At 32.7% G+C, this 14,292-nt stretch carries 12 protein-coding genes; all 12 read left to right on the plus strand.

Translation table 11 applies throughout. From position 1 onward, the window contains the following. The first annotated feature begins 124 nt into the window (after positions 1 to 124). The 12 genes from F0361_RS16505 (at position 125) to F0361_RS16560 (ending at position 14,215) form a co-directional block, all read left to right on the plus strand. The gene (locus F0361_RS16505) at positions 125 to 859 is read left to right on the plus strand and encodes a hypothetical protein (protein WP_154920451.1); all 735 of its coding nucleotides are present in this window, start codon (positions 125 to 127) and stop codon (positions 857 to 859) included. 6 nt (positions 860 to 865) lie between these two features. Continuing rightward, positions 866 to 2,821: a S8 family peptidase gene (locus tag F0361_RS16510; RefSeq protein ID WP_154920453.1), complete on the plus strand. Its 1,956-nt coding sequence runs from the start codon at positions 866 to 868 to the stop codon at positions 2,819 to 2,821. A 48-nt stretch (positions 2,822 to 2,869) separates the two neighbouring features. Continuing rightward, complete coding sequence (locus tag F0361_RS16515; protein ID WP_154920455.1) at positions 2,870 to 3,793, plus strand: cupin-like domain-containing protein; 924 nt, start codon at positions 2,870 to 2,872, stop codon at positions 3,791 to 3,793. A gap of 14 nt (positions 3,794 to 3,807) precedes the next feature. Further along, on the plus strand, positions 3,808 to 4,359 hold the full coding sequence (locus F0361_RS16520) for a FlmC family 2OG-Fe(II) oxygenase (protein ID WP_154920457.1): 552 nt from the start codon (positions 3,808 to 3,810) through the stop codon (positions 4,357 to 4,359). Continuing rightward, complete coding sequence (locus tag F0361_RS16525; protein ID WP_154920459.1) at positions 4,356 to 4,610, plus strand: hypothetical protein; 255 nt, start codon at positions 4,356 to 4,358, stop codon at positions 4,608 to 4,610. The genes F0361_RS16520 and F0361_RS16525 overlap by 4 nt, the downstream gene beginning before the upstream one ends. A gap of 12 nt (positions 4,611 to 4,622) precedes the next feature. Further along, positions 4,623 to 6,974, plus strand: coding sequence for an ABC transporter permease (locus tag F0361_RS16530; protein ID WP_154920461.1), 2,352 nt, complete (start codon positions 4,623 to 4,625; stop codon positions 6,972 to 6,974). Positions 6,975 to 7,021: 47 nt separating this feature from the next. Beyond that, the gene (locus F0361_RS16535) at positions 7,022 to 7,684 is read left to right on the plus strand and encodes a class I SAM-dependent methyltransferase (protein WP_154920463.1); all 663 of its coding nucleotides are present in this window, start codon (positions 7,022 to 7,024) and stop codon (positions 7,682 to 7,684) included. Between the two features lie 227 nt (positions 7,685 to 7,911). Beyond that, positions 7,912 to 8,562 carry a class I SAM-dependent methyltransferase gene (locus tag F0361_RS16540; protein ID WP_154920465.1) on the plus strand — a complete coding sequence of 217 codons (651 nt, stop codon included), beginning with the start codon at positions 7,912 to 7,914 and terminating at the stop codon, positions 8,560 to 8,562. Further along, the gene (locus F0361_RS16545; RefSeq protein ID WP_154920467.1) at positions 8,498 to 9,745 is read left to right on the plus strand and encodes a JmjC domain-containing protein; all 1,248 of its coding nucleotides are present in this window, start codon (positions 8,498 to 8,500) and stop codon (positions 9,743 to 9,745) included. Before F0361_RS16540 ends, F0361_RS16545 begins: the two co-directional genes overlap by 65 nt. 260 nt (positions 9,746 to 10,005) lie before the next feature. Next, on the plus strand, positions 10,006 to 10,971 hold the full coding sequence (locus tag F0361_RS16550) for a JmjC domain-containing protein (protein WP_154920469.1): 966 nt from the start codon (positions 10,006 to 10,008) through the stop codon (positions 10,969 to 10,971). A gap of 22 nt (positions 10,972 to 10,993) precedes the next feature. Then, positions 10,994 to 12,265 (plus strand): hypothetical protein, encoded by a 1,272-nt coding sequence (locus F0361_RS16555; protein WP_154920471.1) that lies wholly within the window; start codon positions 10,994 to 10,996, stop codon positions 12,263 to 12,265. Positions 12,266 to 12,469: 204 nt separating this feature from the next. Beyond that, a complete protein-coding gene (locus F0361_RS16560) occupies positions 12,470 to 14,215 on the plus strand; it encodes an ABC transporter ATP-binding protein (RefSeq protein ID WP_154920473.1) in 1,746 nt (581 codons plus the stop codon). The last annotated feature ends 77 nt before the right edge of the window (positions 14,216 to 14,292 follow it).

Genomic DNA, 14,292 nt, shown 5'->3' on the forward strand with positions numbered 1-14,292 from the left:
ACATTTGAGTGAAAGCCTAAGGAATGAGTTAAGAGAGTTTGGTCGAACACAAGAATTTTCAGATTTGTTTCATAGTGCGTACCCAAACAATTTTTCAATATGCCTTGTTAACAAAAGATATGATTTGGAAATCTTGAAAAATTTCAGGGGTAATAGTTTAAAACAATTAAATAAGGCAAACGCAAATCTTTTTCTTTTTTCAAAATTGTGTTGGGATACCTTGAAGGAAGAACAAGCCTGTACAAAGGCTGAAGAAGCCTTGATAAGTTGGAGGGGTAAGCTAGAACGAAACAATCATTTTTTAACCCTTCCCGAAGCGACAGATTGTATAAATGAATTGCGAAGTAAAACTGACTTTTTTGATAAAAAATTAAATTCATCAAAGTACGCTGTAATCAAGAAAGCATTCATCGATGTAGAAAGTACATTTAAATCATTTTTTGTTATTGGTATAGGAGTGCCCCAATCCGGCATAATTTCTTTTTTGAAGGGTCTAACAAATATTTTAGGCGAAAAGCCAAGGTTATTTTATTTTATAGAGAGAATAGAAATATTAAAGTCGTATGTCCCAACGGTTACTCTAGTTGAGAATGAACTTCCTACCATAAAAATCTTATTGGATAAGGAAAGAATCGTAAATATCTCAAATCCAATAATTTCTGAAATCTTGAAGTTGGTAATAGAAGTTGCCGAAGGGTACAAGCTTTTCAATCATTCCGAGAATTTTTCAAAACGCGTATTCCCAGGAATAAGTATTCGACAAGGTTTTGGAAATTACAAACATTTTTTGAATCTGCTAGGAATTATTGATGAAGTCTATGATTATAGAAACGACCATGCTTTTTTGAAACAAAAATAAGTGTAGATGAGGAATAGAGTTGCAATAATCGACCAAGGAGTTCAGATTGACCATCCTCGATTGGCGAATAGCCTTATTAGTCAAATTACCATCACAGAAAGTACTGAGGGTATCTATCAAATAGGACATAATGATTCAGATGATTTAACTGGCCATGGTACGGCAATAGCTGGCATAATTCATGGGATAAACCCTTTAGCCGAATTGTTATCCATAAAAATAACTTCGTCGGGAACTGGTGTAAAAACCAGCTTAATTGCCAAGGCAATTTCTTATTGTACAGCTTTGGATGACATTGAGATCATTAACTTAAGTTTAGGTGTACCCTCTGATGACCCGCCTCAAGATCTGTATCTCGCTTGTAAGAAGGCATCTGAAAATGGTATTGCCGTAATAGCGTCGGCATACCATCTTAGTTCCACCAACTGCTATCCGGCATTTTTTCCTTTTGTCTTTGGAGTTGGAACCGGTCTTGTAACAAGGAAAACTCAATATTCCTTTATAAAAGACAGTGCTATTAATATTTTGGCTAAAGGTAGCGTTCAGAGGGTAGCATGGCGCAATAGTTCATTTCGAATAGCAAGTGGGACAAGTTATGCTACAGCCCACTTTAGTGGAATTTTAAGTACACTTATAGAAAATCGAGGCATGTCATATCTAGAATTGGAGAAGTTAATTGAAAGGAATTCTAGTAATGATGTTCAAAATCTTAATCATTTTAAAGGTGGAAATAAATTCTTGGTACAAAACCAATCCTTGAATGAAATAGAAAGATTTAAAAAGGAGCATTTTTCATTTCAGAACAAGTCAAAATTTGTCGGAAAAGTTGCCTTATATCCCATTTCAGAAAAGGAACTCAAAACCATAATGGAACAAGAACATTTGTGTAGTTTTGAGATTGTTCTATATCTTGATTACCCAAAATCTTTTTCAGGATTAGGTTCAGATCAAAAATCAAAAAACAAACATCGTATAGTAAGAAGAATACCGAATGAATCTGAATTTGATTCTTTTGATACTATTGTCTTAGGGTACATTCTGGATGACGATTTTGAAGCCAATCTGTTGATGAGTATTGCAATCGTTGCTAAATGTATAGAGCAATCAAAGAATTTTATTGTTTGGGATAAAACTACATATGATTTAATACAAGATCAAATCCCGAAGATTAATCCATCTTATCAAGGCAAAATATATTTTAGTGAAGTTTCGGAGGAGCTTTTTACAAAGATTCAGGGAATTCCTGGACTACCAAAAATGGCATCGCCCATATTATCTGTTGTAGGGACTAGTAGCAAACAAGGAAAATTTACCACTCAACTAAGAGTAATGGAGATTTTAACTAACGAGGGCTATAAAATATCTCATGTTGGCACTGAACCCCAGTCCTTCCTTTTCGGATCTGATCTGGAATTTCCAATAGGGTACAAATCGACTGTAGACTTAATTGATTCCAATTGGATAATATTTCTTGAAAAGGGCCTAAGATGTATTCAGGATATTAATACCCCAGATTTGATATTAACAGGTATCCAAGGTGGAGTTATTCCAAGAGATAATCAACAGCAATCAGGATATATTCTGTCTGCCCTAAATTATTTGATTGCCGTTAACCCAGATTATGTTATATGCTGCATCAATCCAACGGATACAAAAAAAATCATCAATAGGACTCTGCAGACGATTCGAACTTTTTGTGGAGCTAAAAATTTGTTCTTTGCCATGACTCCTTGGCAAACCGAGTTTATCAAAACAAAAAATGGAAAATATGTGGTCCATAATCGTTTAATGTCAAAGGATGACTATAAGAAGAGGATGGACCAAATGGAAAAAAAACTGAAATCTCCAGTCATTAATATAATGGATAAAAACAATAACGATTTTATTCTTAGTTCTATTCAAAATGCTTTTACGGCGGAAAAGGAACCAAAGGAATATAAACAAGTCACAAAGATTCCTTAAAACAGCCTTGTCTGGGTTGTCATTTTTTTGAAATCAATACGGGCATTAATGTATTTAAAACTTATTGCCACTTCCGTTTTCTACAACTCATTGAAAAAAACAGGCCAATCAGCAATAAAATTTATTCAAATGAAACAAAATCAAGTAAAGAAATTACCATTCGACCTAGAAGGATTGAATCATATGGAGGTAGTGGAAGGGACGCCATCAAAAGATGAGTTCAATCTAAAGTACGGATTTGAAGGCATTCCGATAGTCCTTAAGGATATTTCAAAAAATTGGAGGGCATTATCAAGATGGACGGAAGATTATTTGATTGAAAAAAGTGAAGGCAAAATGGAAGTTTGCGAAAGAAAGGTTGAAGAAGAATCGGAATTTAAAAAATTCACGCTCAGGCAATATTTTGAATATGCAAGAACTAATGACGATAAAATCCCTTATTATTTAAACAATGGTAAATTTCATTTAAACACCACCATGGAAAGGGACTACGATGTTCCTGATTATTTTAGTTGTTGGTATGGTGAAATTCCAGTTGAAAAAAGAAAACATAGTCTGTCTTGGGTTTATATAGGAGCAAAAGGAACTTATTCTGCCTTGCATTTGGATATTTGGAAAACCAGTGCCTGGAACTGTTTGATTTCAGGTAAAAAGCTTTGGTTGTTTTATGAACCAAATCAAGGGTCTCAGCTTTATGATGGACAAGTAAATCCATTTAGTCCTGATTTAGAAAAATATCCGAATTTTTCAAAGACCGATCCAATCTACTGTATACAAAACCCGGGTGACGTAGTATTTACCCCTAGTATGTGGTGGCATACGGTTTACAACCTAGAAACTACCATATCAATTACAGAAAACTTTATCAACGAAACAAATTATCAAAATGTATTGGACTTTTTTGATTCCCAAAAAGCAAATAAAGCTTACCAATCCATGATGAGAATAGTTGAAAAAAACTTGAACTTCTAAAATAATACAGCACTATGAAGATTACTGAAAAAGAAATCGAAGGTAAAAAACTCTTTGTTATTGATAATTCATTAAAAAGAAAGGATATTGAGGAATTCTATAACCTGATTATTGGTTTATCATATCGTAAACATGAACGTGATGACGATTCTGATGAGTACCCCATATTTAGTGTAGATTTTCAACCTATGAAGTTTGTTAAGGATACTGCTGTTGGCTCGATGGGATTAAAATTATTGAACAAACTAAAATCGAATCATTATAGATTGCTCAGGTCTTATGTGAACATGAGCCATTATGGTGACGTAGAGTATCCGCACAGGGATTGCGAAATTGATGAAAAAGATGTGACGGTATTATATTATGCAAATCAGCAATGGGACTATACCTGGGGAGGGGAGACAAAGTTTTATGAAAATAAGGACACTATTTACAGTATACTGCCTCATGCCGGTCGATTCGTTATTTTCGATGGTGCTATTGAACATATGGGAAGTATTCCAACAAGAATATGCAAAGTTTCGAGATTTACCGTTGCAATGAAGTTCAAAACTACTGATGAATGAAGTTAGGAATAATTCAAAAAAAGGTGGAAAGGATAATTGATGACTTTTTCGACATAGAGGAATTCGAAGATAATCATGAACTTGGATACGATGATAAGCTGCACATTATACTAAGTGAATCCATACAAGCATTGACATTAATTACTACCTTAGAAGATGAGTTTAGTATTTCCTTTGATGACGATGATATAGATATCAAGTTTTTTCTTGAAATTAATACCATAATCAATAGAGTTAAGAAGTATTTATAAAAAAATTGAAAAATGAATCCTTTGTTGACCAGTTATCGAATTTTCAAAAAATATAAGGTTCTCGCTGCAACCAATATTTTAGCGCTAACCATTGGGCTTACTTCAACTTTTTTTATTCTTGCCTGGGTTTTATACGAGACTAGTTACGATGAGTTTCATGTGAATAAATCCAGCTTATTTAAAGTGCTTCTAAACAGTCAAAACTCTGATGGAGTGATAAGCACTAATATGACAACACCATATCCCTTAGCTTCCTCTCTTGATCAAGTTGCCAATGTAAAAGGTACTTTGCAGATTACAATTGAAGACGATCTGGATGTCATCTATGACGATATGGCTTATAAGACTAAAGCAGTTACGGCAAGTCCTAACTTTTTCAATATTATGTCGTTTCCAATAATTGAGGGAAATACCAACCAAGTATTGGAAAATATTAATTCAATCGCAATATCCAAAAGTCTCTCTGAAAGACTATTTGAAGGAGAGGCCTTAGGAAAAACACTAAGAATATTTACTGTTGAGGACTATATTAATTATGAAATAACTGGAGTATTTGAAAATGTACCTTCTAATTCATCATTACAATTTGACGCTGTTTTACCATTGGAAGCTTTTATTAAAAGAAATAAATACCCAGATTCATGGGAAAATAATTGGCTTCAAACTTTTATCGTTGCAAACGAGGGAGTAAAAAAAACTGCTCTGAATGAGACTATAAATGACTTTGTGCAAAAAATGAATCCAGAATGGAAGAATAGTACATATCTACAGTCATTTGAGGATATTCATTTATACGACACATTTGTCGATGGAATAAATACCGGAGGTAGGATTGAGTATGTTCGACTGGCCATAATAGTCCTTATTCTCATATTACTTATTACTATAGTCAATTATTCAAACCTTATAATTACACTTTCTTATAAAAGAACGAAGGAAATAGGAATGAGAAGAATACTTGGTATAAGTAAATTTAAAATATTTTTATCCTCTTTTTCGGATGCAGTTCTTGTCATATTGCTTTCCCTAATCTTATCGACCATTCTAATAATCATATTATTCACTGATTTTAAATCGCTAATAGGAGCCTCACTATTCACTCAATACAATGGATTTATTTATCCTTTGATATTAACCATATTTATTGCCATTCTATTGGCTGGTGCAATCAGTATTTTTCCTTCAATACATTTTTGGTCTGTAAAACCAATAACTGCATTGAAGAATGAAAAGAAAGTAAAGAATTCTAAATTACGCTTCAACGAACTTCTCTTAGTTGCACAATTCTCTATAACAACAGGGTTGCTAATATTTACGACTATTGTTAGTAGGCAAATGAAGGCACTTTACGATAAAGATCTTGGCTTTAATTTCGAAAATGTAATTGTTTTACTAATGGACGAAGGACTCTATACAAATTTGACTCCATTAAAACAAGAGCTAAAATCACTTTCATTTATTGATGAAATTGGATATTCCGCTTTTGATTTTGATTTTGACCCAGGAACTACGGGTGATATCACATGGAATGGTAAGGGAAAGGAGTATGATGGTTTTTCAATTGCTCCGATACTTGTTGACCAAGATTTTACCAAAACATTGGACCTAAAATTTACTAGGGGAAGAGATTTTAGCCAAAACAGTAGCGACTTATATAGTTTTATAATAAACGAAGCTGCTGCAGAGCGCTTACCCTGGGAGAATCCATTAAATCAAGAGTTAAGTATGTGGGGGAAAACGGGTAATATAGTCGGTGTTGTGGAGGACTTTAATATAAAGCCTCTCTATAATTCCATTGAGCCGGTAATAATGCAACTCGACCCAGATGAATGTGAATATTTATTTGTTAAAACCATAGATAAGATTTCTAATTCTGAACTTGATGCCTTAAAATCCAAATTAGTTCAGTTTAGTCCATATTATTCTTTCAATTATGAGAACCTATCGGATATTGTGAAGTATCAGTACAAAAGTGATGCCCTCCTAAAGGATGTCTTTAGCTGGGCTTCAGTATTTATAATTATTATCTCTTCATTGGGTCTATTTAGTTTTAGTGCATTTGCTGTGCAGCAGTATGATCGAGATATAAGCATTCGAAAAGTATATGGTTCTTCAATATTCAACGTTGTTTTAAATTATTCAATAAGATTCATTAAGTTGATTCTTTTTGCTGTTTTAATTTCACTTCCCTTTGTTATCTATTTTGGTAAGGAATGGTTAGCAAACTATTCGTATCAAACTCCTTTATCAATAATCATATTTCTATTTCCTTGTTTATTGATTTTAATTTTATCCTCATTCTGTGTTTCTTATAACGTTTATAATATCGGTAGGGTAAATCCGAGCAAAATCTTAAGAAACTAATAGTCTTTACGTATCCAATTTTTTTAATCATTATAAATCTCTAAAAAATGAAAGAGGCAGCTCCTAGATTGTCAGAAAAAATGCCTGAGCATAGTGTAAGAAATAATTTCCTCATTTGGGGAAGTTATGATTGGTCTAATTTGGGTCAAGAATGGATTCCCTCTCAAAGCTGGAAAAGTAGTTTTATTAAAAACATATTAATTCCGCATATAAAGGATGATACTACTATTTTGGAAATTGGGCCGGGTGCCGGTGAATGGACTAAAGAGCTTATTTCGCTGTCAAATAGACTAATTTTGGTAGATATAGTGCCTCGATGCATTGAAATTTGCAAGGAAAGGTTCAAGAATTTTGAAGGAATTGAATACTATGTCAATGAAGGAAATAATTTGGAATTCCTCGAGGATGGTGTTGTTGATTTAGTATTCTCTATGGACGTGTTTGTACAAATTTCACCTGAGGACGTTAATAAGTACATGTTGAATTTATCAAAGAAATTGTCTTCCGGTGGGATAGGAATTATTCACCATTCAAAAAATGGGGTCGCAAAGTTAGGATGGAGATCAGGGGTTACCGATGAACTTATGAAGGAATATTGCAATTCAAATGGCTTGAAAGTATTGGATCAAATCACATCTTGGGAGGATGGTAAATACGAGATATGGCCTGGAGAGGATGTGGATAGCATTACCATTTTTCAAAAGCTGTGATTTTAATTTAGTATAATATAAATCAAAATGTACACTCCAACTATTTGATAATAGTTGGCAGGAATTCTCACAAGGTTCCGACATAGCAACAAAATCTACCTTTCAATTGAAATATTAAGATCAGACCCTCTTACTTTTCAGCAGAAATAAATAGTCATATTAAAATCCAATTTCTCTTCTTAACAAATTCTTCTCAATAGTATACTGTACAAGAAAAAGTAAAGGCTATGAAAAAAAATGATCAATTGCAGCTCGAGCATACAATAAGAAATAATTTTTTGATTTGGAGCACCTATGACTGGTCAAAATTTGGAGCCGAATGGATACCTTCTCCTCTTTGGAAGAGAAGTTTCATAGATTTTGTACTTCTCAAGCACTTAAAAAAAGATTCAGCCATTCTTGAAATAGGGCCGGGTGCAGGGGAATGGACAAAAGAACTTATACCGCGGGCTAGCAGACTAATTATTGTTGATTTGGTTCCAAGATGTATAGAAATATGCAAGGAAAGATTTATAAATTTTTCTAATATTGATTACCACGTAAACGATGGAGAATCACTTGACTTTCTTCAAGATAATTCTATTGATTTTGTCTTTTCAATGAATGTATTTATCCAGATGTCACCTTCGGTAATGGAACAATATTTTCGTCAAATATCACAGAAACTTAAAACTAATGGGATTGGATTCATCCATCATTCCAAGAATGGTAGGAAGAAACTCGGATGGCGTTCAGAAGTGACAGATATGATGGTTAAGGAGTATTGTAATCGTTATAGATTGGAGGTCATCGACCAAATTACTTCATGGGAAAATGGAAAATATGAAATTTGGGCCAACCAAATCATTGATAGTATTACCATTTTTAAGAAATCCTAAATCAGAATCGATGTATAGTACTTCCAATTTGTTAGAGCCGATTGATATTGAAAAATTTAAAAATTCCTACTTATCAAAGGAGTTTATTCATTTTTCAAACAGCAACAGAAAATTTGCCCTATCGTTTAATTGGGACGATTTAAATGAAATTCTTAGTAGGAGAAGGTTTTATACAGATCAAGTTAGAGTTGTCAAAGGTGGACAGGATATTGATTTCGAGTCCATTTTCTCATTTAGAACGGATAATAAGAATCCCAATCAAAAGATAGCCTATCTCAATAACGTTGGAATCAATAGATTAATGAATGATGGCTGTACATTAATTGTTCATGCCGTTGAAGAATTGATGGAAAATATTGCTGGCCTTGTGTACGCAATAGAAAGTCTCGTTCATGAAAAAGTACAAGCAAATCTTTACGCATGTTTTGGAAAAGGACAAGGATTTGATGTGCACTGGGATAATCATGATGTCTTTGTGCTGCAAGTGTTGGGTTCAAAGGACTGGACTGTTTACAACCCAACCGAAAATAAGGATTGCTTTAATTATCTTGAAAAACCAATTTGGTCGAATGTATTAAACCAAGGAGAATTGTTATATATGCCAAGAGGTTATTGGCACGAAGCCAAATCAATTGGCCCCACCATACATATAACTTTCGGTTTTACCAATAGACGTGTTGAACATTATATAAAATGGGTGCTTCGAGAACTAAGTTTAAATGCAATTTTTAATTCGGATTTAAACAATTATCATACAAGAGAATTAAAATTAGAAGTGTTAGAAAATATTAAGGAGGTCTTAACTAAAAATATCAATGAGAGCTCTTTGGAAAAATATATAGGGATTACCGATGCTAAATCTCCGGAAAGGCCATATTTTAACTTTCCTTATGTACTTGACGGTGAAACTCTCCCAGTTGATTCTATTATTGTTATAAACAGCTCAAGAATTCAATTAAAAGCTCTACAAACGAAAGGAGACCTTGTAATTTTCAACATACTAAATAGGCAATGGAAGTTTTCCCTTACAACTAAACCAATATTGGAACGACTAATTATAAAACGGCAACTTCGAGTTTCTGAATTAGTTAAAGACTTTGCGGACGAAGAATTGACCCAGGGTCAAATTATACAATTAATCAAAGATTTGCTTAAGCTAGGTTTGGTAAGAAAAATTAAATAGTTTAAAATGGATTCTCTTCTAGTGAATCACACTTAAGAATAAAAAATTCAAAGCAGGTAATTAAATCTAATATCAATTTTTTTAAAACCATTAATTAGATACCAACGCTTTTGTATTTCTATTTTACTCAACTCTTTATCTGAATGATTTTTTTACCCTTTGTATACTCTATAAAAAGGGTAAAGTCTACTTGGTATCTCTCAAATGATATAAGTCTTTCAAATTTCAAAATTCTTTTTTTTAATTAAAAAACAAATAAAATGAATAATTCAGATACTCAATCTATCCCAGATGTAAATCAAGGCAAGGCCAAATTCGTTCGTCTATTCGAAAAGATTTTTTTTCCTTACACTCCTCAAAAATTTTTAATGGAATTGTATGAGAAGGAATTCTTTTATGGAAGTGGAAATGCTCTTGAAATGCTGGACGATTTGCCAAATAAAGAATATTTTGAAGGACTGATTAGAAATTCTGATTTGCGATTTCCAACTTTAAGTTTGGTAAGTAGCGGCAAAACTCTGCACTACAAGGAATACACCGAGATAGTCAATTGTGGTGGAGTAAACACAATCTATGTAAAAAAGAAAATGATAGAGCCGCATTTTGCTAATGGAGGCTCACTAGTATTTAATAATGTTCATTTATTTCATCCTTCAATTAATATACTAAAGGAGATTTTTAATCACTCAATCAATTGTGCTTTGACAGGTGTCAACGCTTACATCACACCCCGGAACAATAAGGGTTTTAATATCCACTACGATAATCACGACGTCGTAATTATTCAACTAGAGGGTAGCAAATTATGGAAAATCTATAAACCAAAAGAACCTTTACCGTTGGAATCCGAAATACCAAAGTCAAATCCTCCGCGTGAGGATATCATTTTTGATTCTGAAATAAAGAAAGGGGATGTTCTATATATCCCTAGGGGTTTTCCTCACGAAGCTTCATCTGTTAAAACCAATTCGCATCATATAACCATTGGACTAAGACCCATTAAATGGATTGATATAATACAAAGTCTTATCTCGAATTTGAATTCAATCCCGGAGGTAAGAAAAAGTGTTCCTCTAGAAATATTAAATGATAACAAATTATTACATGACAAAATTAAACAATTCTTGTCGAGCCTTGATGATAGCATTTTTCCTGATACCATAGACAAAATATTTCATGAAAATGATTACGAGGAAATGGCCTCTGATGCCCCCTTGGAATTGTAGTTAAGTTAAAAAAAGGACTAAAATGAAATCTACTGCACAATTTAACTTAACACATGAATGGTGGAAAGTTTTTCGAAAAGAAAGTAATGACCTAACTGATTCTCTCTTAAAAGAAGAGGTACTGCCAAAAAAAGATTTGGCCGAACTAGAAGATATGGTCTTCGAAGTAATTAGTAAAATCTGTTCGAAAAGGACTTTAAAATATGGTTTTAGAGTTTGGGTTGATAATGAGCAGAAAAATATCCATTTTATAAGAAAAAGGATTTTCAATAATTTGCCAGAAAACGATACGAATGTAGAAAGTTGGGCAGACAGAATATTACCAAATAAGAAATTTTGTTTTGTAATTAATCATGCGAATAAGTTTTCTGATTCGTTAACGCAAAAAATGTCTCTAATAATGGAGCCTTTGGTTTCACAAATTGGAATTCCAATGGATGGCATGCACATAGGGATTTTCATAGGTAATTATGGTTTTACCCCATTTGGTATTCATCAAGATCCAATGGGCGCATATTTCTTTAATTTTCATTTGGGACCAGGAGAAAAGGTGATGTATAACTGGAATGAAGATGAGTATGCAAAATTAAAGGGTACTCATAATAACATTAACGTACAACCACTATTGTCAGAATCAAAAGAGTTCAATTTGAATTCAGGAAGCATATACTTTATGCCATGGGATAAATTTCATGTTGCAAAAACTGATGACTTTTCCATAAGCCTATCTGTTTGGTTTGATAACCACACTACAAAGTACGTTTCGGAAAATTTATTTTTTAAACTGTTTGATAAATTAGAAAAAGGAAAAGAATCTATTCCAGAATTAGTCAAATATGATTCTTATAAAGAAAAATTTCATCTTATTGAGAATTATCTATCGCTGGATTCCTTGGATAAACCACTTAGGCATTATTTTCTAGAATCATATAACAACCAAATGTTACTGTTATTGAGTAACTGTGGATGGTCCGCCAATACTACCACACTTGAAGAGGAAATCAATTACAATATTCTAAATACAGATATGGTACTTAAAAACAGTGTTCAGTTAGTCGAACCATTTAAGATTTATACAGTTTTGGATAACAAACTTTTGAAAGTATTTGCCAGGGGACATATGCTAACTTTCCCTTACGAAAAGGTTCTTTTGAAAACCATCGATGAATTAAATACAGGAAAGATATTCAAAACGAATTGTCTTAATCAAAATGAAGAAGAAGGAGAGACCATAGCAACAATACTATCAAACCTATATAATTGTAGAGCCATAAAATTGCTAGGTCGAAATTAATCTTGTATTAATTAATTGGAAGAAATGCTCTATGAGCGTTTAAAATTTGGGCAATTTCAATAAGGGAAAACAATCTATATATTTTAGAAGCTGTTTAGTAGCTATTTTGTGATTACCTATTACATTCTTATTCACCGGCAAGTATGAAATTGAAACAACAAATCACCTCTAATTAAGCTATCCTAATATATCAAATCCACTATTTTGAAGAGGAATGATACTTTTTCTTTTGTAATCAAATATTTAAAACCCTACTGGGGGTGGGAACTACTTTTATTACTATTGCTATTAATTACAACTGCTTGTTCCCTAGCATCTCCATATATTATAAAAGTCATTATTGATGAGGTATTCCCTAGCAAGGATTATGCATTTCTGGTAGAGATATTATCAATACTGGTTGGTATCTATGTAATTCGTATTGTACTTTCCTTTTTTTCTGACTATTTAGATACATGGGTAAGTAACCGCATTGTTAAAACCTTAAGAAACGAGTTATTTCTTCATATAATCCGTTTACCCATGAATTTTTTCAGCCAGAACAAATCTGGGGATATTCTCCATAGAATAAGTAGTGAAGTAGATAATGTAAAAAGCGCTATTACCGAAAGCCTAATCAAACTAATAGATAGTTTATTTTCAATAATCTTTATAGTCATAATGTTAAGCTTTCTAAATTGGAAATTGTTTTTAATTACATCTTTAATTTTTCCTCTTACCTTTTTAAATGTTAGATATTTTCAACCGAAAATCAAGAAAATAGTCGAAAAAAACAGATTAAAAGACTCTGCTATCCTAAGCTATTTATCCGAGCGCTTTGTAAGTATTAAACTTGTCAAGATTTATAATGCCTACAAATTCGAAAGGGAAAAATTTAATAATATTCAGGATGAATACATTAAAACTGATTTGAAAACAACCATTTTATCATCGGGTACGAGAAGCGTGTCAACCTTTTTAATCGCATTATCTCCCATATTAGTTTTCGGGTGGGGAGGGAAACAGGTACTTAACGGTTCAATGACTTTGGGCATTTTAATTGCCTTCTTACAATATCTAAACCGCCTTTATGGCCCTTTACGCGATATAATGGGATTGTATGTTGAAATAATTGGTGCATCGGTATCAATAAATAGAATAATGGAGTTTCTAAATACTCCAATTCATTCCAATTCAGGCAAGGTAATAGAAGCTTTTAAACCAACAAACAAGATTTCTTTTAATAAAATAGTTTTTAAATATGATAAACGTAGCATAATTGATGGTCTAACATTGAATTTGGAAATAGGTAAAAAATATGCCTTGGTTGGAAAAAGTGGAAGTGGTAAAAGTACATTAATAAATCTATTGTGTAATTTTTATGAACCAGATTCAGGCATGATTACTATTGATGGTTTGCCTCTAAATCATATTGAGGTCAATGGTTGGCGTAATCAAATTTCTCTGGTTTCACAGGACACACTACTATTTAACGAAAGAATTATTGACAATTTGAAGTACGGTAATACCGCGGATGAAAAAAGAATACGTGCTATTACTTCCTTGACCTTAATTCATGATCAAATTGAGCTTATGGAACATAAATATGACACTATAATCGGTGACCAAGGCGCAAAACTTTCAGGGGGGCAAAAACAACGTATTGCAATTGCAAGATGTATTTTAAAGGATTCGCCTATCATTATTTTAGATGAAGCAACTTCTGCACTTGATTCAATTACAGAAAGTAAGATTATCTCAAATTTATTCGACACTTTTCCAGATAAAACATTCATCTTAATAAGTCATAGACAAAGTACTATAAAAAATGTCGATAAAATAATTTGCTTCAAGGATGGAGAAATTGCCGAAATAGGTAATCATAGTCAGTTGTCAAGAAATAATAGTTACTACTGTGAATTATTTAAAGATCAGAACACTATTGTAGGGTCTAAATATAAATTCAAATAGGTCCTGATTTGCTTTTTCTTTCTCTTAAAACAAAAGAAATTTTGATTTTCAATATTTACAGAATGCATACAGCTATA

Origin of the sequence: Maribacter flavus, from assembly GCF_008386635.1 — a bacterium.
GTDB classification, from domain to species: Bacteria; Bacteroidota; Bacteroidia; order Flavobacteriales; family Flavobacteriaceae; genus Maribacter; species Maribacter flavus.